This is a genomic window from Aeromonas sp. PI_26, assembly GCF_027854445.1.
Taxonomy (GTDB): Bacteria; Pseudomonadota; Gammaproteobacteria; order Enterobacterales; family Aeromonadaceae; genus Aeromonas; species Aeromonas veronii.
Genome location: NZ_JAJNOE010000018.1, coordinates 1 through 20,341 on the forward strand (window position 1 = coordinate 1; position 20,341 = coordinate 20,341).

General features: G+C 61.0%; 16 protein-coding genes. 8 read left to right on the forward strand and 8 right to left on the reverse strand.

Translation table 11 applies throughout. The features are described 5' to 3' along the window. The 3 genes from LRL22_RS16955 to galE all read right to left on the reverse strand — a co-directional run. Window positions 1-138: galactokinase family protein (locus LRL22_RS16955; protein WP_270905956.1), on the reverse strand; the 138-nt coding region annotated here is incomplete at its 3' end. Then, entirely contained in the window at window positions 135-1,193 is a 1,059-nt protein-coding gene (locus tag LRL22_RS16960; RefSeq protein ID WP_270905957.1) for a UDP-glucose--hexose-1-phosphate uridylyltransferase, read from the reverse strand. The genes LRL22_RS16955 and LRL22_RS16960, both read right to left, overlap by 4 nt. A gap of 59 nt (window positions 1,194-1,252) precedes the next feature. Beyond that, complete coding sequence (galE, locus tag LRL22_RS16965; RefSeq protein WP_270905931.1) at window positions 1,253-2,266, reverse strand: UDP-glucose 4-epimerase GalE; 1,014 nt, start codon at window positions 2,264-2,266, stop codon at window positions 1,253-1,255. A 202-nt stretch (window positions 2,267-2,468) separates the two neighbouring features. On the opposite strand from galE, the gene LRL22_RS16970 reads away from it, so the two are divergent. The 6 genes from LRL22_RS16970 (at window position 2,469) to LRL22_RS16995 (ending at window position 12,374) form a co-directional block, all read left to right on the forward strand. Then, window positions 2,469-3,476, forward strand: a complete 1,008-nt coding sequence (locus tag LRL22_RS16970) for a substrate-binding domain-containing protein (protein WP_088868202.1) — start codon at window positions 2,469-2,471, stop codon at window positions 3,474-3,476. 189 nt (window positions 3,477-3,665) lie between these two features. Continuing rightward, the gene (locus LRL22_RS16975) at window positions 3,666-6,725 is read left to right on the forward strand and encodes a beta-galactosidase (protein ID WP_270905932.1); all 3,060 of its coding nucleotides are present in this window, start codon (window positions 3,666-3,668) and stop codon (window positions 6,723-6,725) included. A gap of 276 nt (window positions 6,726-7,001) precedes the next feature. Continuing rightward, window positions 7,002-7,988 (forward strand): galactose/glucose ABC transporter substrate-binding protein MglB, encoded by a 987-nt coding sequence (mglB, locus tag LRL22_RS16980; protein WP_005340747.1) that lies wholly within the window; start codon window positions 7,002-7,004, stop codon window positions 7,986-7,988. Window positions 7,989-8,041: 53 nt separating this feature from the next. Continuing rightward, window positions 8,042-9,562 carry a galactose/methyl galactoside ABC transporter ATP-binding protein MglA gene (gene mglA / locus LRL22_RS16985; protein ID WP_042081798.1) on the forward strand — a complete coding sequence of 507 codons (1,521 nt, stop codon included), beginning with the start codon at window positions 8,042-8,044 and terminating at the stop codon, window positions 9,560-9,562. Window positions 9,563-9,578: 16 nt separating this feature from the next. Further along, complete coding sequence (mglC, locus tag LRL22_RS16990) at window positions 9,579-10,589, forward strand: galactose/methyl galactoside ABC transporter permease MglC (protein ID WP_005342585.1); 1,011 nt, start codon at window positions 9,579-9,581, stop codon at window positions 10,587-10,589. 51 nt (window positions 10,590-10,640) lie between these two features. After that, window positions 10,641-12,374 carry a methyl-accepting chemotaxis protein gene (locus LRL22_RS16995; RefSeq protein ID WP_201937665.1) on the forward strand — a complete coding sequence of 578 codons (1,734 nt, stop codon included), beginning with the start codon at window positions 10,641-10,643 and terminating at the stop codon, window positions 12,372-12,374. Between the two features lie 67 nt (window positions 12,375-12,441). Here the strand turns inward: LRL22_RS16995 and trmA are convergent, their stop codons facing one another. Next, a complete protein-coding gene (gene trmA, locus LRL22_RS17000) occupies window positions 12,442-13,575 on the reverse strand; it encodes a tRNA (uridine(54)-C5)-methyltransferase TrmA (protein WP_201937664.1) in 1,134 nt (377 codons plus the stop codon). 170 nt (window positions 13,576-13,745) lie between these two features. On the opposite strand from trmA, the gene LRL22_RS17005 reads away from it, so the two are divergent. Both LRL22_RS17005 and LRL22_RS17010 read left to right on the forward strand, forming a co-directional pair. Further along, window positions 13,746-14,888 carry a DUF5610 domain-containing protein gene (locus tag LRL22_RS17005; RefSeq protein ID WP_270905933.1) on the forward strand — a complete coding sequence of 381 codons (1,143 nt, stop codon included), beginning with the start codon at window positions 13,746-13,748 and terminating at the stop codon, window positions 14,886-14,888. Between the two features lie 89 nt (window positions 14,889-14,977). After that, window positions 14,978-15,511, forward strand: coding sequence for an ATP--cob(I)alamin adenosyltransferase (locus LRL22_RS17010; protein WP_201937662.1), 534 nt, complete (start codon window positions 14,978-14,980; stop codon window positions 15,509-15,511). 101 nt (window positions 15,512-15,612) lie between these two features. Here LRL22_RS17010 and malZ read toward each other — a convergent pair whose 3' ends face one another. From malZ to yegD, 4 genes are all read right to left on the reverse strand, one after another. Further along, window positions 15,613-17,442, reverse strand: coding sequence for a maltodextrin glucosidase (gene malZ, locus LRL22_RS17015; RefSeq protein WP_270905934.1), 1,830 nt, complete (start codon window positions 17,440-17,442; stop codon window positions 15,613-15,615). 5 nt (window positions 17,443-17,447) lie between these two features. Further along, window positions 17,448-18,296: an HDOD domain-containing protein gene (locus LRL22_RS17020; RefSeq protein WP_270905935.1), complete on the reverse strand. Its 849-nt coding sequence runs from the start codon at window positions 18,294-18,296 to the stop codon at window positions 17,448-17,450. 70 nt (window positions 18,297-18,366) lie between these two features. Beyond that, a complete protein-coding gene (locus LRL22_RS17025) occupies window positions 18,367-18,786 on the reverse strand; it encodes an META domain-containing protein (RefSeq protein ID WP_270905936.1) in 420 nt (139 codons plus the stop codon). A 165-nt stretch (window positions 18,787-18,951) separates the two neighbouring features. Further along, on the reverse strand, window positions 18,952-20,313 hold the full coding sequence (gene yegD / locus LRL22_RS17030; protein WP_270905937.1) for a molecular chaperone: 1,362 nt from the start codon (window positions 20,311-20,313) through the stop codon (window positions 18,952-18,954). Window positions 20,314-20,341: the final 28 nt, after the last annotated feature.

Sequence of the window (20,341 nt, forward strand, 5' to 3'; positions counted from 1 at the left end):
GCAGGGCAGCACGAAGCCGTCGTTGTAGTCGGTATGTTCACCGATGAGGTTGACGCGGCCGGGGGCGCGCACCAGCAGATCGGGCGCTTTGGCAAATTGCTCGGCAAAAACGGTGCTGACACGTTGGCTGGGGGTCATAGGGCCTCCTCATTGGTGTGGCTGGTCTGGGTGTAGTGAACGGGGCTCAGGGCACGCAGCCGCTCGGCAGCCTGCTCCGGAGTCAGGTCGCGCTGGGTTTCGGCCAGCATCTCGAAGCCCACCATAAATTTGCGCACGGTGGCGGAGCGCAGCAGCGGCGGATAGAAGTGGACATGCAGTTGCCACGCCTCGGGGCACTCCGATTTGGGCGGTGCAAAGTGCCAGCCCATGGAGTAGGGGAAGCTGCACTCGAACAGGTTGTCGTAGCGGCTGGTGAGCTCCTTGAGCGCCACCGCCAGATCCTGTTGCTGGGCCTGGGTCAGGTTGAGCATGGAGGGGACGTGCGCCTTGGGCAGCAGCAGGGTTTCGAACGGCCAGGCGGCCCAGAAGGGGACCACGGCAAGCCAGTGCTCGGTCTCCACCACGATGCGCGAGCGATCCGCCAGCTCCCGCTCGACATACTCCAGCAGCATGGGGCGGCCATGCTCGGCCAGCCAGTCACGCTGGTGCTGCTCTTCGCGGGCGATCTCGTTGGGCAGGAAGTCGCTGCCCCAGATCTGGCCGTGGGGGTGCGGGTTGGAGCAGCCCATGACGGCCCCTTTGTTTTCAAATACCTGCACCCACTCCCACTGGGCCGACAACTCGGCGACCTGAGCCATCCAGGTGGTGATCACCCCCTCGATGGCGGGTAGCTGCAGCTCGGGCAGGGTCTTGCCGTGATCCGGTGAGAAGCAGATGACCCGGCTGGTGCCGCGGGCGGCCTCCAGTTTCAGCAGGGGATCGCTGGCGCTATCGGCGGCCGGGGTATCCTGCATCAGGGCGGCGAAGTCGTTGGTAAAGACGAAGGTGCCCTGATAGTCGGGGTTGATGTCGCCGGTGACCCGGGTGTTGCCCGCGCAGAGGAAGCAGTCGGGATCGTGGGCCTGTTTGGGGGCCTGACTCACCTTCTCCACCTGTCCCTGCCAGGGGCGTTTGGCCCGATGGGGGGAGACCAGCACATACTGGCCGGTCAGCGGGTTGAAGCGGCGATGGGGATGATCGACGGGGTTGAACATCATCTCTCCTGAATAAGGTATTGAAAAATAGGGCGTTTATTAACAGGGAGCAGGCAGGCCTACTCCTCGTAACCGTTCGGATTGGCGGATTGCCAGCGCCAGCTGTCGGCGCACATGGCGTCGATGTTGCGGGTCGCCTGCCAGCCCAGTTCACGCTGCGCCTTGGCCGGATCGGCCCAGCAGGCGGCGATGTCGCCCGGGCGGCGCGGTTCGATGCGAAATGGCAACGGCTTGCTACAGGCGGCGGAAAAAGCGGCGACCAGCTGCAGCACGCTCTGGCCCTGACCTGTGCCCAGGTTGTAGGTGTGCACGCCACCCTTGCCGGCGCAGTGCTGCAGCGCCTTGACATGCCCTTCGGCGAGATCCATTACGTGGATGTAGTCGCGCACACCGGTGCCGTCCGGGGTTGGGTAATCGTTTCCAAAGACCGACAGGCAGTCGCGACGGCCGATGGCGACCTGGGTGATATAGGGCATCAGGTTGTTGGGGATCCCTTGTGGGTCTTCACCCATGGTGCCCGATTCGTGGGCGCCGACCGGATTGAAGTAGCGCAGCAGGGTCATGCTCCAGTGGGGCTCGGCCAACTGCAGATCTTCGAGGATCTCCTCGATGATCAGCTTGGATCGCCCGTAAGGGTTGGTGGCGCTGCGAGGGAAATCCTCGCGGATCGGCAGGCTGGCGGGATCGCCGTAGACGGTGGCCGAGGAGCTGAACACCAGATTGTGCACCCCGGCCCGTTTCATCGCCTGCAGCAGAGTGAAGGTGCCGCCGAGGTTGTTCTCGTAGTAATCCAGTGGAATGCGGGTCGACTCACCGACCGCCTTGAGGGCGGCAAAGTGGATCACTGCGTCGATCTGCTGTTCGGCGAAGATCCGCTCCAGCAGGGCGGCATCGCGAATATCTCCTTGATAGAACACGGGTTGCTGGCCGCTGATAGCCGCGACTCGAGTCAATACGCTGCGCTTGCTGTTGCCGAGGTTGTCGACCACCACGGGATTCATGCCTGCCGCTTGCAGGGCCAGACAGGTGTGGCTGCCGATATATCCGCAACCGCCGGTGACCAGAACGTTCATCTTGCTCTCCACTGAAAAAGTGTCTGGAAGGAGTCTAGCCGAGGGTGTGGCGACCATACTGTGAGCTTGCTTGCAAAACGGTGTAAACGATTACACTGTTTTTATGGTCATCCTGACGGCAGATATGCGTTTCACCCCTGTTTTCAATGGGTTTGCTGGGTATAATGGCGCTCTATTGCACAGTGAAAGAAGTGAAAACAGCATGAGCACCATCAAGGATGTCGCCCGTTTGGCCAATGTGTCGGTGGCAACGGTTTCACGGGTGATGAACAACTCCCCCAAAGCCAGCGCCGCGTCTCGCGAAGTGGTGCAGAAGGCCATGGCTGAACTGGGCTACACTCCCAACGCCAACGCGCGGGCACTGGTCAGCCAGACTTGCGACACCATGGGGGTGGTGGTCGGTGACGTGGCCGATCCCTTCTTCGGTGCACTGGTGAAAGGTGTCTCCGGCATCGCCGTCGAGCAGAACCTCCACCTGCTGATGGGTAACGGTTTTCACAAGGCGCGTCAGGAGCGTGAAGCGATCGAGCTGCTGATCGGCAAACGCTGTGAGGCGCTGGTGGTGCACAGCAAGGCACTGAGCGACGAAGAATTGTGCGATTACGCCATGCGGGTGCCCGGTATGGTGCTGATCAACCGCGATATTCCGGCCCTCAAGGGGCGCTGCATTGCCCTCAACAACCGGCTGGGTGCGGCTACGGCGACTCGCCACTTGATCGAACTGGGTCACCGCCATATCGCCTTTATCAGCTCGGATCACGCCATCGAGGATGCCACCTTGCGTTTGCAGGGTTATCAGGATGGGCTGATGGAGGCTGGTCTGGCAGCCGATCCCGAGCTTATCGAGAGTGGCACCCCGAACGAGGAGGGGGGGGAGCGCGCCATGCTCAACCTGTTGGCCAAGGGGCTCAAGGTGACCGCCGTGGTTGCCTATAACGATGCCATGGCGGCGGGCGCCATCTCAGTGCTGGCCGACAACGGCCTGCGAGTGCCGGAGGAGGTCTCGGTAGTGGGCTTCGATGACATCATCTATGCCAGATATTTGCGCCCCAAGCTCTCCACCATGCGCTATCCCATCGAGTTGATGGCGGCCCAGGCGGCCAAGCTGGCCATTCAGCTGGCGGCGGGGGAGAGTGACGCGACCCAGAGCCGGATCTATACCCCCACCCTGATCAATCGCCACTCGGTGGCACCGGTTCGGGCCGGATAGCCCCCTTTTGCGGCCCTGTTCGGGGCCGTTTCTTGCACAGTTATTGTTTTACCTATTTTTAATCATTTTTACTCCGCTTTACTTAACAAAATAAGTGTAATCGTTTACATCTGTGTGAGCGAGATCGCCGTTCCCAGCGTCATACTTCTCTAGACTGAATACGTTTTCCAATCAGCAGGGAGAGAGTGAATGCTCAGGGAGATAGTGGCGCGTCAGGATTGGCAGACTCAGGCCATTACGTCGGTAAACCGGCTGGCTGCCCATACCCCCATGTTCAGCTGGCGCAGCGAAACGGATGCCAGGGGGGATCTGGCCTCTTCCTCCCGTCTCTTGCTCGATGGCGAGTGGCGCTTCTCCTTCTTTGCCGCTCCCGAATTGGTGCCCGAGAGCTGGCTGGCGCAGGATCTGGTAGATGCCTGCCCCATTACAGTGCCGGGCAACTGGCAGCTGGATGCCGCCTATCCGGCTGCGCGGCCGCTCACCGATGGCCCCATCTACACCAATATCAAGTACCCCTTTCCCTGCGATCCACCCCGGGTGCCGGCAGAGAACCCCACCGGTTGCTACTCCCGTGAGTTCGAACTGCCCTCCGACTGGCTGGCAAGCGGCCAGAGCCGGATCATCTTCGACGGGGTTAGCAGTGCCTTCCACCTCTTCTGCAACGGCCGCTGGGTAGGTTACTCCCAGGACAGCCGGCTGCCCGCCGAATTCGATCTGACCCCATATCTGCAGAGCGGTCGCAACCGGTTGGCGGTGCTGGTGCTGCGCTGGTCCGACGGCTCCTATCTGGAAGATCAGGATATGTGGTGGCTGTCGGGGATCTTCCGCTCCGTCAGCCTGCTGCACAAACCGTCCCGCCATCTGATGGATATGCGGGTGACCCCCGAGCTGGATGCCTGCTATCGGGATGGCCGTCTCAAGATTGCCCTGCAGGTCGCCAATGGGGCTGGTCTGTCGGTTGAGGCCAATCTCTATGACGGCGGCGAGCGGGTCGCGACCCTGCGCCAGCCGATTGGCACCCAAGTCATTGACGAAAAAGGGTCTTATGACGATCGCGCCGAGCTGTGGCTCGATGTAGCTGCGCCGCGCAAGTGGAGCGCCGAGACGCCCCATCTCTATCGCCTGACCCTGACCCTGCTGGACGAGCAGGGCCAGGCCATCGAGAGCGAGGCGTGCGATGTGGGCTTTCGGGTGGTAGAGATCCGTGGCGGTCTGCTGCGGGTCAATGGTCAGCCGCTGCTTGTTCGCGGTGCCAACCGTCATGAACACCATCCCGCCAAGGGTTATGCCATCGATCGTGCCACCATGGAGCAGGATCTGCTGCTGATGAAGCGGCACAACTTCAATGCAGTGCGCTGTTCCCACTATCCCAACCATCCCGATTTTTATCGCCTCTGCGATCGGCTTGGCCTCTATGTGGTGGACGAGGCGAATCTGGAGACCCACGGCATGACCCCCATGGGGCGGCTGTCACGGGATCCCGTCTGGAGCAATGCCTTTCTGGAGCGGGCGACCCGCATGGTGGCGCGGGATTTCAACCACCCCTCCATCATCATCTGGTCGCTCGGCAACGAGTCGGGTTACGGCCCGGCCCACGATGCCATGTATGGCTGGATCAAGCGCTGCGACCCGAGCCGTCCGGTGCATTACGAGGGGGGCGGGGCCGATACCCCGGCCACCGACATCATCTGCCCCATGTATGCCAGAACCCATCAGGATCAGCCCTTCCCGGCGGTGCCCAAGTGGGCGCTGGCCAAGTGGATCGGCCTGCCCGGCGAGAGCCGGCCGCTGATCCTCTGCGAATATGCCCACGCCATGGGCAACAGTCTCGGGGGCTACGGCCACTATTGGCAGGCGTTTCGCGATCATCCACGCCTGCAAGGCGGGTTTGTCTGGGATTGGGTCGATCAGGGGCTCGACAAATACACCGCCGATGGCCGTCACTACTGGGGCTATGGCGGCGACTTCGATGATGTGCAAAACGATCGCCAGTTCTGCTGCAACGGTCTGCTGTTCCCTGATCGCACCCCCCATCCCGCCCTGTTCGAGGCAAAGCGGGCCCAGCAGCCGTTCCGCTTCACTCTGCTTGAGCACACCCCGCTGCGGATGAGGATCGAGAGCGAATACCTGTTTCGGGAAACCGACAACGAGCGGCTTTGCTGGCAGCTGTGTGAGAACGGCCATGTGCAGCAGCAGGGGGAGTTCTCCCTTGAGTTGGCGCCACAGGGGGTGGTCGAGTTGACCCTGAGCGAGGCGTTGCCCCCCTTTGCGGCAGGCTCACTGGCCTGGCTCGATCTGGCCATCGTTCAGCCCCAGGCCACCCTCTGGTCGCAGGCGGATCACAAGGTCGCCCGTCAGCAGTTCACCCTGCCGACCCCCCTTGCCCTGCCAGCGCCGGTCGCTGCCGCTACCCTGAGCGAGCAGCCGGATGGCTGGTTGGTCACTGCCGCAAACAGCCAGTGGTGGCTCGACAAGCTGAGCGGTCGTATCACCAGTTGGCAAAAATCGGGGCAGGAGCAGTTGCTGGCGCCGATCATGGATCACTTCTATCGGGCGCCGCTCGACAACGACATTGGCACTAGCGAAGCGGATCACGCCGACCCCAACTCCTGGATTGCCCGCTGGCAGGCGTGTGGTCTCGGTCAGTGGCAGCACCGCTGTCTGGGGATCGCGGTCGTCGGAGGGGATATCCGGGTCAGCCATGGTTACTTCCACCACGATGAGCTGCTGCTGGTGAGTCACTGGCATCACCGCTTTACCGACGATGGCGCCATGAGCCTGGAGATAGAGACCGAGCTGGCACAGGTGCTGCCGTCGCTGCCGCGGATCGGCCTGTTGCTCCATCTGGCCGAGGTACCGGCGCGAGCCGAATGGCTGGGGCGTGGCCCTCACGAGAACTATCCGGATCGCCTGCTGGGTGCCGATCTGGGGCGCTGGAGTTTGCCGCTGGAGGCCATGCACACCCCTTACATCTTCCCGAGCGACAACGGCTTGCGCTGCGATACCCGCCAGTTGCAATTGGGCAGCACGACGGTGAGCGGCAGCTTCCATTTCAGTGCCAGCCGCTTCAGTCAGCAACAGCTGGCCGCTGCTCGTCACCAGAGCGATCTGGTGGCCGAAGCTGGGCTGTGGGTCTGTCTCGATGGCGCCCACATGGGGGTGGGTGGGGATGACTCCTGGAGCCAGAGCGTGCGTCCCGAGTATCAACTGCTCGAGCGTCGTTACCGTTGGGGCTGCACTCTCCGTTAAGCCAGCTATGGAGGCGACTGTCGAGCCAGTGCGCCATTTTGACAACAGACCAGTAACGACTAGCCTCAATGCTGTGGGAAAGATTGAGTCTCAAATCTGATTTTTATTTATATGTATTTGAAAAATAAATATAAAGTTTCAATGTAACAGAGTGTAAACGTTTTCATTTTGTCGTCATGATCACAGAAGAAATGACAACAAACTGATTACATTGATTGGCGCTTGCTCAATTGCTCGCCACCCTACAACACAGATAGACACATCGGAGCACACATAATGAAAAAACTGACCACTGTTGCCGCCCTGCTGATGGGCATGATGGCTGGAGCCAATGCCCAGGCTGACACTCGTATCGGGGTAACCGTCTACAAATACGACGACAACTTCATGGCGGTCGTGCGCAAGGCCATCGAGAAGGAGGCGGCAGCCACTCCGGGGGTGGAGCTGCTGATGAACGACTCCCAGAACGACCAGTCCAAGCAGAACGACCAGATCGATGTGCTGCTGGCCAAAGGGGTGAAGGCGCTGGCCATCAACCTGGTTGACCCGGCGGCGGCGCCGGTGGTGATTGAGAAAGCCCGTGGTGAAGATATCCCGGTTGTCTTCTACAACAAGGAGCCGAGCGCTACCGATCTGGCCAGCTACGACAAGGCCTACTACGTGGGTACCGACTCCAAGGAGTCAGGGATCATCCAGGGCCAGCTGATTGCCAAACACTGGAAAGCCCATCCGGAGTGGGATCTGAACAAGGATGGCGTGATCCAGTTTGTGTTGCTGAAAGGGGAGCCGGGCCACCCGGATGCCGAAGCGCGCACCTCCTACGTGGTCAAGACCCTGAACGATGGCGGCGTCAAGACTGAACAACTGCACATGGATACCGGTATGTGGGATACCGCCATGGCGAAAGACAAGATGGACGCCTGGATCTCCGGCCCCAACGCCAACAAGATCGAAGTGGTCATCGCCAACAACGACGGCATGGCAATGGGCGCAGTCGAATCACTGAAAGCCCAGGGCAAGACTGCCATTCCGGTATTCGGCGTCGATGCGCTGCCGGAAGCGCTGGCCATGGTCAAGAGTGGTGCCATGGCGGGTACCGTGCTGAACGATGCGGCCAACCAAGCCAAAGCTACCTTCGAGCTGACCAAGAACCTGGCTGAAGGCAAACCGGCCGGTGAAGGCACCAAGTGGAATATCGTCGACAAGGTAGTACGTGTTGCCTACGTCGGTGTGGATAAAGACAACCTGTCCCAATTCGAGTAATTCCCCCCTCCAGGGCAAGGGAGATCCCCTTGCCCTTTTTTCAACCAGATGTGATGGCTGATATGACAACACAGCAACAATCAGAATGGCTGTTGGAGATGATTGACGTCAGTAAGAGCTTTCCCGGCGTCAAGGCACTCGATAATGTCAATTTACGGGTCCGTCCTCATTCTGTGCATGCGTTGATGGGCGAGAACGGAGCGGGAAAATCCACACTGCTCAAGTGCCTGTTCGGCATTTACGAGAAGGATCAGGGCAAGATCTTCTTCAAGGGGCAGGAGATCAACTTCACCTCCTCCAAAGAGGCGCTGGAGAATGGCGTCTCCATGGTGCATCAGGAGCTCAACCTGGTGCTGCAGCGTACCGTGATGGACAACATGTGGCTCGGCCGCTACCCCACCAAGGGGTGGTTTATCGACCACGGCAAGATGTATGACGACACCAAGCGCATCTTTGATGAGCTGGATATCGACATCGATCCCAAGGTGAAGGTCGCGACCCTGTCGGTCTCCCAGATGCAGATGATCGAGATCGCCAAGGCGTTCTCCTACGATGCCAAGATCGTCATCATGGACGAACCCACCTCCTCCCTGACCGAGAAAGAGGTGAACCACCTCTTCAAGATCATCAACAAGTTGAAGGATAAGGGGTGCGGCATCGTCTACATCTCTCACAAGATGGAGGAGATCTTCCAGCTCTGTGACGAGATCACCATATTGCGGGATGGCCAGTGGGTGGCAACCCAGCCGCTCAAGGGCATGACCATGGATCAGATCATCGGCATGATGGTCGGCCGTGAACTGACCCAGCGCTTCCCTGAAAAAACCAACCAGCCGAAAGAGGTGATCCTCGAGATCGAACACCTGACGGCGAAGAACCAGCCCTCCATTCAGGACATCACTTTCAACCTGCACAAGGGGGAGATCCTCGGCATCGCCGGACTGGTGGGGGCCAAGCGCACCGATATCGTCGAGACCCTGTTCGGTATTCGCGATCGCAGCCAGGGCAGCATCAAGCTGCACGGCAAAGAGGTGGCCAACCACAACGCCCACGAAGCGATCCGCAACGGCTTTGCGCTGGTGACGGAAGAGCGCCGCTCCACCGGTATCTACTCCCGACTCGATATCGCCTTCAACTCCCTGATCGCCAACATGGACAGCTACAAGGGCTCCATGGGGCTGCTCAGCGACAACAAGATGAAGAGCGATACCCAGTGGGTGATCGACTCCATGCGGGTCAAGACGCCGACCCAGCAGACCCAGATCGGTTCCCTCTCCGGGGGCAACCAGCAGAAGGTGATCATCGGTCGCTGGCTGCTGACCCAGCCGGAGATCCTGATGCTCGACGAGCCCACCCGCGGCATCGACGTCGGGGCCAAGTTCGAGATCTACCAGCTCATCCTGGAGCTGGCGAAGAAGGACAAGGGGATCATCATCATCTCGTCAGAGATGCCGGAATTGCTGGGGATCACCGACCGCATCATGGTGATGAGCAACGGCCGGGTCGCCGGGATCGTCAATACCAAAGAAACTGACCAGAGCGAGATACTGCGCCTGGCATCTCTGTACCTCTAGAGACAGGAAGACATTTATGGAGTCGGCTAAAAATTTCAATCTGATGCAGGCGCTCAAGGAAAACGCCATCTATCTGGTGCTGCTGGTGCTGCTCATGGTCATCGTGATCCAGGAGCCCTCCTTCCTGAGCCTCACCAACTTCAGCAACATCCTGACCCAGTCCTCGGTGCGGGTCATCATAGCGCTGGGGGTGGCGGGCATCATCATCACCCAGGGGACGGATCTCTCGGCCGGTCGTCAGGTCGGTCTGGCGGCACTCATCGCGGCCACCATGCTGCAGGCGCTGACCAACGTCAACAAGGTGTTCCCGACGCTGGGGGAGGTGCCCATTCCGGCGGTGATCCTGCTGGTGTGTGTGGTGGGGGCGCTGATCGGTCTGGTCAACGGTCTGATCGTGGCCTACCTGAACGTTACCCCGTTCATTACCACCCTGGGCACCATGATCATCGTCTACGGTATCAACTCCCTCTACTTTGACTCGGTTGGGGCCTCGCCGGTGGCCGGGTTTGATCCCCGCTTCTCCAGTTTCGCGCAGGGCTTTATCCGGATAGGAGGATTCAAGCTCTCCTATCTCACCTTCTATGCGGCCATCGCCAGCGTTTTTGTCTGGGTGCTGTGGAACAAGACGCGCTTTGGCAAAAACATCTTCGCCATCGGTGGCAACCCCGAGGCAGCCAAGGTTTCCGGCGTCAATGTGGCGGTCAATCTGGTAATGATCTATGCGCTGGCGGGGGTCTTCTACGCCTTCGGCGGCATGCTGGAAGCAGGCCGTATCGGTAGCGCCACCAACAACCTCGGCTTCATGTACGAGCTGGATGCCATCGCGGCGTGCGTGGTGGGCGGCGTGTCGTTTGCCGGCGGGGTGGGAACGGTCGCGGGTGTGATCACCGGCGTACTTATCTTCACCCTGATCAACTATGGTTTGACCTATATCGGGGTCAGCCCTTACTGGCAGTTCATCATCAAGGGCGGCATCATCATTCTGGCGGTGGCATTGGACTCCATGAAGTACGCCAAGAAGAAATAACGATTGGCAGAGAGGGTTGGTGTTGCCAGCCCTCTCTTCTGGAGGGAACCCATGCCATTCAAGGTCAAGATTTACCTCTTGCTGCTACTGGCCATTCTGGTCACCATCGGCACCGCCGGGCTCAGCGTCAACCACTTCATCAGTGGCTACATTCGCACTCAGGCCACCCACAACATCAACGAGCAGATCACTCTGGTCAAAGAGAAGCTGGCCAGCGACATCAATCAGAAGATCCTGTTGGCCGCCAACCTCAACTTCGGGGTGACCAACGTCAAGAAGACCCTGCAAGAGACCGGCTTTCACAACATCGTCAAGGTAATCGGCGACATGGCATTCGACGTGAGCGGTGTCATCAACGACAGCGCCAAAGTCGATGCCCTGCGCAAGCTGATCCCCGCCGCCAATAACCAGATCACCGTCAGCCCGCTGCAACAGGTGGATGGCAAGCCGGTCATCACCATTCTGGTGCCGCGCGGTGCCGATTCCGCCTATCTCTACTACCTCGACATGAGCGAGTTCAAAAGCCTGCTGGAGAAGATGAGTGGCGATGGCCGCTACTTCTCGCTGGCCGACAGTCAGGGCAACAGCCTCTATGACAGCAAGCCGCAGGGGGAGAGTGAAGCACGCCCCAACCAGCTGGATATCCGCGGCAGCAGCTGGACGCTGACCGGCTATATCGACCTCGATTACATCCGGGCCATGACCCGGGCCCTCAACGGCCAGATCATCATGGCACTGTGCGGCGTGGCGATCGTGGTGATAGTGCTGGCGATGCTGGCGCTCAACGTGGCCTATCGCCCCATTCTCTCGCTGCGGGATCTGGTGCTGGAGCTCTCCCGCGGCAGCGGCGATCTCACCCGCCGGTTGGCGGTAACCAGCAAGGATGATCTGGGCCAGATCTCGGCCGGCATCAACCGCTTTATCGAGCGGCTGCAGGAGATGATGGGGGAGGTGCGGCAGGCGAGCGGCCAGCTCAACAGTGGTATAGAAGGGCTGGCCAGCCAGACCGGCGCCGCCCAGTCTCTGCTGGCGGACCATGTGCGCGAGACCGAGCAGGTGGTGACTGCCATCAACGAGATGAGCCGCACCGCGGTCTCCGTCTCCGAGAGTGCGGCCAGCACCGCCCAGCTCACCGGCCAGAGCCAGCAGCTGGCGAGCCAGTCCCGTCAGGTAGTGGATCAGGCCATGGCCAGCGTGATGGCGCTGGTGGACGAAGTGGAAGCCACTGCTCGCTCCATCGAGGCGATGCAGCAGGATGTACAGCAGATTGGCTCTGTGCTGGGGGTGATCGGCAGCATTGCCGAACAGACCAACCTGCTGGCCCTCAACGCCGCCATCGAGGCGGCCCGCGCTGGGGAACAGGGCCGTGGCTTTGCGGTGGTGGCTGATGAGGTGCGTTCCCTCGCGGCCCGTACCCAGCAGAGCACAGCCGAGATCCAGACCATGCTGGCCAGTCTGCAGCGGGGCACCCGAACTGTGGTGGATGCCATGGGCAACACCAAGCAGAGCTGTCAGGGGGCGGCCGAGAACACTACCAGGGTCAACGAGTCGCTGGATCTGATGGCAGGGGAAGTGGTGGAGATCAACGATCTCATCAGCCATATCGCCACGGCGGCGGAGCAGCAGAGCGCGGTGGCCGAAGAGATCAACCGCAACATGAGCGCCATCGCCGAAGTGATCCGCCAGCTGACCCACAATGGCGAAGCGACGGTTGCCAGCTCCGCGGCGATGCAGCAGACCTACGACCGGCTGCGGGAGATCGTGGGTCACTTCCGGCTGGAGTGAGACCTGTGTTCAGTCAATAACAAAACAGGGCCATCCGGCCCTGTTGTTGTTTTCCTGTCAGCCTGAATCAACCGGCCTTGCGGCGCAGATAGACCCCGGCTTCCATGTGATGGGTCCAGGGGAACTGGTCGAACAGGGCGAAACGGGCGATCTCGTGGGTCTCACCCAGTACCGCCATGTTGGCCTGCAGGGTATCAGGGTTGCAGGAGATGTAGAGGATGTTGTCGTACTCCTGCACCAGCTTGACAGTGGCATCGTCGAGACCGGCGCGGGGCGGGTCGACGAAGATGGTGTTGCACTGGTAGCTCTTGAGATCGACCCCCTTGAGGCGGTTGAACTCCCGCTCGCCACGCATCGCCATGGTGAACTCCTCGGCTGACATGCGCAGGATGATCAGGTTGTCGACGCCGTTGGCGGCGATGTTGAACTGGGCGGAGTCGACGCTCGGCTTGGCGATTTCGGTGGCCAGCACCTTGCGGAAGTTCTGCGCCAGCGCGATGGAGAAGTTGCCGTTGCCGCAATAGAGCTCCAGCAGGTCCCCTTCGCTCCCCTTGGTCACATCCAGCGCCCAGGCCAGCATCTGCTCGTTGATGGCGGCGTTGGGCTGGGTGAAGCTGTTCTCCACCTGTTTGTAGGTGAGCTGGCGACCCGCCACGTTGAGCTGTTCGATGACGAAGTCATCCCCCAGACAGATCTTCTGCTTGTGGGCGCGGCCAATCAGCTGCAGCTCGAACCCCTTGGCGCGCAGATCGGCCTGCAGCACTTCGGCGGCTTGTTGCCATTCGGCCTCCAGCTTGCGGTGATAGAGCAGGCTGACAATGATCTGGCCGGACTGGGTGGAGAGGTAGTCAATCTGGAACAGTTTGCGGCGCAGCACCGGGTGTGGGCGCAGCCCCTCCAGCAGCAGCGGCATCAACTGGTTGATGAGGCGGCTGGCGGTGGGGAAGTGGTCTATCTTGATGATCTCTTTGGTCGCCGGGGCATACATGCAGTGGAAGAGGTCATCTCCTTCGTGCCAGATGCGAAATTCGGCGCGCATCCGGTAGTACTCCGCCGGCGAGCTGTGCACTTCCAGCGCCGGGAGGGTGAAGTCGGCAAACAGCTCGGTGAGGCGAGCGCGCTTTTCGTCGAGCTGGGCCTGATAGTCGGCCGCGGTTCTAGGCGTCGGAGCGTTCGCGGAAGGCTGTTGGGACTGGGTCATAAATACCTCACATGCACACCGGCTGGGCCGGGTCGAAATCGGGGGAAGGCAACAGGCCACCCAAAGGGGCCCGATTTTAAAAGCCAGCCGCAGATTGTCCAGCATTTTGTGGTCAAGAAGTGTTCAGTCAGGCCGATAGCTGATCTACAGGCATGGTGGGAGGACACATTATGCAGATCGAAGGCGTGGGCGCAGCCCAACCCAAGGGAGTGGGTGTTTCTCCCAAATCGCCCCAACAGGCGGAGCAGAAACAGGTCAAGAGCGAGGAGGCGGTCTCCTTGCACAAGCCGCCCAAGTGGGCGCAGGTGCTGATCCAGCAGGCGTTGCAGTTCTCGCTGGAGATCAACGGCCAGGGCTATCAGGCTCCGAAGGTGAAAGAACCCGAGGAGATCACGCCGGAGACCCTGTTCGACTTCCAGTCGGTGGCGGACAACGTGCTGCAGTTCGTGACCGGGCGGCTTGGTGCCGCGCGGGCCGATGGCAAATCCGATGACGACCTGACCGGGATGATGGAGCAGGCCCGCAAGGGGGTCGACAAGGGCTTTGACGAGGCGAAGAAGCAGCTCGGCAAGTGGGCGACTGACAACGACGATATCAAAACCGGTATCGATCAGAGCTACAAGCTGATTCAGAAAGGGCTCGAGGAGTTCGAGAAGGAGTTCTTCGGCAAGGTCTCCCCGACCGACATGGGACAGGCCGAGATGGCCAGTCGCCAGCAGGGGTATCTGGAGATCCAGACCAAGGATGGCGACAAGGTAGTGCTGCGCTTCAACGACAGCTGGCAGACCAAGTCCCAGAGCAGCGAGAGCGGCAGCCAGTTTAGCCTCAAATCGAGCCAGAGCTTCAGCTTCTCGCTGGAGGGAGATCTCAGCAGCGACGAGATGGAGTCCATCGGTAAGCTGGTCAAGGGGATCGACGAGCTGGCGGGGAGCTTCTTCTCCGGCAATTTCGAGGATCTGCTGGACAAGGCGGGCGAGCTGAAACTGGATGACAGCCAGCTGGCCTCCTACTCCCTCAAGCTCAAGCAGAGCGTCAAGCTGAGCCAGACCTATCAGGGGGCGCACTCCCTGCAGGATCTGATCAAGCCGTTTGCCGACTACCTGCCCAAGCTGGATCAGGTGCAGAAACAGGCTGATACCCTGCTGCCACCATCCCAGCAACAGGCGCTGACCCCGGCCGTGCTGGCCGCGAGAGGAGAAGAGGAACCGGCGCAGGTCGATCGCTTCACCAGCTTCAACCAGCGGATGCTGGAGGCGCTGCGGATGATCAACCAGTTCCAGCCCTCCACCGAGCCCGCCAGTAAGAACGCCTGAGCCACAGCGCGTAACGCAAGTAATGACCTGCCGTTTGCCAGCCCTTCCCGGGGCTGGCAAACTGGCCTTTTCTCCAATCCGGTTGCCCCATGAACCCCAAGAAGCCAAGAGACAAGCGCGAGCTCTGCTACCCCTTTATCTTCGAAACCTCGCTCAAATGTGATTTTGAAATCGCCACCGACGAGCTCTGCTGTCAGGTCGGGGCCGTGCTGTCACACCTTGCGCCGGATGCCGATACCGAGCCCATGCTGGTGGATCTCGCGGCGTTGCAGCGACTTATCTACAACCTAAACGGCTCGGTACGCGGCAAGCTGGGGATCTTCGATGCAGACCTTGAGTGGCTCAAGGCCCGTTACGACCACTACAACGAGGCGAGTCGCGGCAGCGTCACCGGTTTTGTGCTGCCACAGGGGCCGCAGCCCATTCCCACCCTCCATCTGTGCCGCTGCGGCAGCAAGAAGGTGGTGCGGCTGCTGGTCAGGCTGGAAGAGAGCGAGGTGGCCTTCGATCCCATTCTCTATCGCTTCGCTAACCTGCTGGCCAACTTCTTCTTCGTGCTCACCGTATACCTCAAGCAGCGCTGGCAGGTGCCGGAAGTGCCCTACGTCAGCATCAACTACTGATGGCGGCTGGTTAGGGGCCAGACGTCATGGTGGATTGAACGGAATAAAAAAAACCGGAGCCTTGGGCTCCGGTATTGTTTTTCAGCGCGTCAGTTGCCCGCTCAGCTGGAGATCAGCACTCTCGCCGAGTTGGCCGGGATGGTGAGCTGTACCTCGCCCTGCACCACTTCAAACTTCTCGCCGTTGAAGGCGTCGGTGAAGCGGCTGGCGGGGCTGGCGGTCTGCCACAGGGGCAGGCTGATGGTGCGCGGCTCGCTCGGATGGCGGTTGCAGGCCACTACCACCTGATCGCTTTGCAGAGTGCGGGCGAACACATAGCTGTGGGGCCCGGCATAGAGGGTTTGGATATCGCCGCGGCGCAGGGAGGGGCGCTGGCGGCGGATTTGGATCAGTCGGCGATAGTGGTCGTGCAGCACGTGATCCCAGTCTGTGGTATGCCACGGGAAGCAGCGGCGGCAGTCCGGATCGTTGCCGCCGGAGAGCCCCACTTCATCGCCGTAGTAGATGGACGGCACACCGATATAGGTGAGCAGCAGAGTGGCGGCCAGCTGCATCCGCTGTTTGTCCTCTCCCAGCAGGTGGAGGAAACGGGCGGTATCGTGGCTGTCCAGCAGGTTGAACTGGGCCAGCTGGTTCTTGAACGGGATGTGGGCCCGCGCCAGCTTGAGCCAGCGATCCAGCTCTTCGGCGCTGATCTTGATGGGGTGGTAGGCGATATCCTGCCCCGCAAGGAAGGCGCGGATCGGGTGGGCGAAGCCATAGTAGTTCATGGCGCCGTCCTCCTGATCCCCTTGCAGCCACTGGCTCGCCTCGAAGAAGTGTTCGCCGAGCACGTAGGCGTCCGGGTTCTCCTGCTTCACTGCCCCGCGAATGGCTCGCACGTGACTGCGATTGCCCTCGGCGGTGCCGCGCTCACCCAGCATGTGGATGACGTCGAAGCGCCAGCCGTCGATCTGGTAGGGGGCGCGCATCCAGTAGCGAAGGATGGCATCGTCAGCCCGATAGACGGCGTCTTGCACCTTCTCACAGGAGAAGTCGAGCTTGGGCAGGCTGCGAATGCCCTTCCAGCTGACGTAATCCCCTTCTTTGTCAAAGGTGTAGAAGCTGCGCCACGGGGAGTCCGGGTTGCTCTGGGCGCCCAGTGGCGGGCAGAACCAGGGGTGCTCGGTAGAGGTGTGGTTGACCACCGCATCGAGGATGATCTTCATGCCGCGCTGGTGCAGGTTGCGGGTCAGCTCGGCGAACTGCTCGTTGCTGCCGAGGTGGGCATCCACCTTGAAGTAGTCCTGGGTGTCGTACTTGTGGTTGCTCGGCGAATCGAAGATGGGGTTGAGGTAGAGCGCCGTTACCCCGAGAGATTGCAGATAGTGCAGCTTGGCATCGATGCCCGCCAGATCACCGCCGTAAAATTCGCAGGCGCCGTGGCCCTCTTCATGACGACTGACCGGCTCGCCCCACGCCTTGCTGATCACCGCTTTGCCGCGATATTCGTACTCGTGATGCTTGACGCTCAGCGATGGATCGCCGTTGCAGAAGCGGTCGGGGAAGATCTGGTAGAACACCTGATCCTGCACCCAGGCCGGTGGCTGGTGCAGGCTGTTGAAGCGAAAATGTTGCTCCCGTGGCGGCATGGACGCGCTGACGCCCGCCCCGTGCAGCCACCACTGCTCCTCGTCGGTGAGGCACTTGAAGCTGTAGAGGTGGATATCCTGTCCTTTGATGAGCGGCAGGGTCGCCTGCCACACCTGCAGCCGATCGCGGGTGGAGACCGCCGTCATCGGGATCAGGTACTCCTCGTTATCCGGCTCGTGGCGCAGCCACACCTCGCGGATCGGTGCATCCAGCTCGCTAAAAAGAGTCAATTGCAGTGCGTCGGCGCTCTCTTTGAACCAGGGCGCCACCTGGGGATGAAACAGAAACGGATGGGTCATGATGCTTATTGAGTCAGAAGATCGGCGAGGGCATTACCCTGTTCATGCAGTGTTTCGAGCTGGCCTGCCAGCGACTTGGGATCCAGTCCCAACTGGTCGGCGAGCGGTTTGGGGAAGCGGGCGATGATGGCCTGGGCAGGCACGCCCGCGTTCCAGGCGAAGGAGATAAACACGGCGAGGCGGATCAGCACCGCCTCCTTGCTGACCGGATCGTGGGAGAGCGGGTCAAGCTGTTGGGAGATGGCATCGACGAAGGCCTCGGAGAGGTTCCAGCGCCGCGCCAGCTCGGCACCGAGCTGGGCATAGTCGTAGCCCAGCATCTCCCGCTGGGCCTCGACCCGGCTGCTGCCGTTCTGGATCGCCATGTTGATGAGCTCGGCCTCCTCCGGCAAGGTGCTCTGGATAAGCAGTTCGCCGATGTTGTGGATCAGGGCACAGGTGAAGGCGGTCTCGGGATCCATCACCTTGGCCTCCTGGGCCAGGGTTCGGGCTATGGTGGCGACCTGGAAGGTCTCGGTCCAGAACTTGTTCTTGTCGAAGCTGGGCGGGGCCTTGAAGGTGCCGATGATGCCGGAGGCGACCACCACGGAGCGCAGCCGGTTGAAGCCGAGCCGGATCACCGCCTGCTCAATGGAGGTCACTTCGTTGCCCCGGCGCAGGGCGGCCGAGTTGGCCATCTTTAGCACCTTGACGCTGATCACCTGGTCCATGGCGATCTTGGCCGCAATCTGGTCGATGCGGGCATTCTCGTCGTTGAAGCTCTGCATCAACTCGTGCAGCAGCTTGGGAATAGTGGGGAGTTGTTTGATCTTGTCAAACAGGCGATCCATCGACATGGCTGAGGCAGCCTCCATTGCGAACTCTGCCTCATATTGTGCCACAGCCGGACAACATGTTCCTGTTTGTGATGCGGCTTTGTGAGCGCTAGAACACCCAGTCGCGCAAGGTGTATTCCAAACGGTGCCGTTTGCCCTGCAGGATCAGGCTCTGGCTGGTGCCGCTCAAAGTCGCCCCCTCGGTCAGGGTGGTCAGCACGGCCTGTTCTATGGCGTCCAGCGGCGGCATGCAGGCCATTTCGGTACTGCCCAGACTGGTGACCCACAGTTTGTCATCTTCCAGATGGCCCTGACCGAAGTAGCGGTTGCAACCGGCGATGCCGTTGACGGTGAAGTGCTCGCCGATCTCGAAATCGGGGGGATTGTCGCGGGGGGCCTCGATCGGTTCGCCATCCAGTTTGCTCAGTACCCAGTGGTGGTGTTGCAGATCTTGCTGAACAAAGGCGGTCGAGCTGCAGCCAGCGAGCAGTAACAGGGGGATCAGCAACAAAAAGGGCAATCTGGGCATGAGGGGGCTCCGGTTGGGGGAGCGTCAAGAATACCCTTTTTGGGCAGTCGGGAGCAGGGCGGGAGAGGGGACGACCGACCGCTTCTGTCGTCCCTTGTCCCGCGTGACTGTCGCTTAATGGCAACACCCGGGTGATGTTGCAATCGATTTACGCTATCTCAGGGCTCAGTTGACGAACAGCCGCTCGGCATAACGGGCAAGACCGGCAGCCACCGAGCCGAAGTCATCGCCACCCTCAAGCGGGATGGAGGGGAGCTTCTGGCGGATAAAGCTGGCGATCAGCGGCGAGCGGGCGCTACCACCGGTGACGAAGATGCGATCAGGCTGCACTCCGGCAGCGGCAATCGCTTCGTCCATCAGCTCGCCAATTTTTTCCAGCAGCAGGGCCGAGCCGTTGGCCAGCTGTTCGCGGGTCAGCTCCGCTTCCAGCCCTTTTTCCAGCTCGGCCAGCGACTGGCGATTGAGTTCCTGCTCCGAGAGGGCGATCTTGCCCTGCTCGGCACGCCACACCAGCTGGTGGCTCAGCTTGTGGGCCCGCAGGCTGGCCAGACGCCCCAACTTGCTGCCGGGCTGGCTGTCGAGCTGCAGATCCTGCAGCTGGCGGGCGGTGTCGAGGCTGTAGAAGCGGCTCTGGGCGCTGACGTCGTTGATGGCGGCCGCATCCCAGAACAGCGGGTGGGGCAGCGGCTTGCCGGTCTTGAGGGTCTCGTGCATGCCGAGCAGCGGCATCATCCCCTCCACCGTCAGGCGGATATCGAAGTCGTTGCCGCCGATCCGCTGGCCGCTGTGGCCGAGCAGATCGCCGCTGCGATCCAGCTGATCGCGGTAGCTGGGACCCATCCGCAGCATGGAGCAGTCGGTGGTACCGCCGCCGATATCCACTACCAGCACCACGGCGTCTTCGGTGAGGCGCGCCTCGAATTCAAACCCGGCGGCCACCGGTTCATAGAGGAACTCCACCTGCTCGAAACCGGCCAGACGGGCTGCCTCGGTCAGGATGGCGATAGCTTGCTGGTTGCTCTCTTCCCCCGCCAGCCCCTGGAAGTTGACCGGACGGCCGATCACCGCCTGGCGGATCGGGGCACCGAGCTGCTGCTCCGCCTGCTGGCGGACGTGGAGCATCATGGCGCAGACGATGTCTTCAAACAGGGCGATCTGGGGGGCCTTGAGGCCATAGGCGCCGAGAAAGGATTTCGGCGATTTGATGTAGTAGCCGTCGTCCGGCTCTTCCAGATAGCGCTCCAGTGCAGCGCCGCCAAAGCTCAGCTCGTCGATCAGTCCCTCTTCGCGCATCTGGCGGCGAACCATCTGGGCACGGGTGACCACGGGGCCACGCAGCTTGAGGTACTCCGCCTGCTGGGCGGGGGCCAGCCCTTCGGCCAACAGACCGGCGATAGCATCCCGGTGGGGGGCATGCAGGGTGGAGGGGAGATAGCGGGATGCACCAAGATTCAGCAGCCTGGGGCTACCTTGTTCCATCACGGCCACGGCACAGTTGGAGGTGCCGTAATCAAATCCGATAAACATGGGCGCCAGACTCCTGAATAAAAAAGGG

What these genes read in the sequence shown, in the direction of transcription:
- LRL22_RS16960 (WP_270905957.1), bottom strand. Translation starts at nt 1,193, where the DNA reads ATGTTCAACCCCGTCGATCATCCCCATCGCCGCTTCAACCCGCTGACC.
- galE (WP_270905931.1), bottom strand. Translation starts at nt 2,266, where the DNA reads ATGAACGTTCTGGTCACCGGCGGTTGCGGATATATCGGCAGCCACACC.
- LRL22_RS16970 (WP_088868202.1), top strand. Translation starts at nt 2,469, where the DNA reads ATGAGCACCATCAAGGATGTCGCCCGTTTGGCCAATGTGTCGGTGGCA.
- LRL22_RS16975 (WP_270905932.1), top strand. Translation starts at nt 3,666, where the DNA reads ATGCTCAGGGAGATAGTGGCGCGTCAGGATTGGCAGACTCAGGCCATT.
- mglB (WP_005340747.1), top strand. Translation starts at nt 7,002, where the DNA reads ATGAAAAAACTGACCACTGTTGCCGCCCTGCTGATGGGCATGATGGCT.
- mglA (WP_042081798.1), top strand. Translation starts at nt 8,042, where the DNA reads ATGGCTGATATGACAACACAGCAACAATCAGAATGGCTGTTGGAGATG.
- mglC (WP_005342585.1), top strand. Translation starts at nt 9,579, where the DNA reads ATGGAGTCGGCTAAAAATTTCAATCTGATGCAGGCGCTCAAGGAAAAC.
- LRL22_RS16995 (WP_201937665.1), top strand. Translation starts at nt 10,641, where the DNA reads ATGCCATTCAAGGTCAAGATTTACCTCTTGCTGCTACTGGCCATTCTG.
- trmA (WP_201937664.1), bottom strand. Translation starts at nt 13,575, where the DNA reads ATGACCCAGTCCCAACAGCCTTCCGCGAACGCTCCGACGCCTAGAACC.
- LRL22_RS17005 (WP_270905933.1), top strand. Translation starts at nt 13,746, where the DNA reads ATGCAGATCGAAGGCGTGGGCGCAGCCCAACCCAAGGGAGTGGGTGTT.
- LRL22_RS17010 (WP_201937662.1), top strand. Translation starts at nt 14,978, where the DNA reads ATGAACCCCAAGAAGCCAAGAGACAAGCGCGAGCTCTGCTACCCCTTT.
- malZ (WP_270905934.1), bottom strand. Translation starts at nt 17,442, where the DNA reads ATGACCCATCCGTTTCTGTTTCATCCCCAGGTGGCGCCCTGGTTCAAA.
- LRL22_RS17020 (WP_270905935.1), bottom strand. Translation starts at nt 18,296, where the DNA reads ATGGAGGCTGCCTCAGCCATGTCGATGGATCGCCTGTTTGACAAGATC.
- LRL22_RS17025 (WP_270905936.1), bottom strand. Translation starts at nt 18,786, where the DNA reads ATGCCCAGATTGCCCTTTTTGTTGCTGATCCCCCTGTTACTGCTCGCT.
- yegD (WP_270905937.1), bottom strand. Translation starts at nt 20,313, where the DNA reads ATGTTTATCGGATTTGATTACGGCACCTCCAACTGTGCCGTGGCCGTG.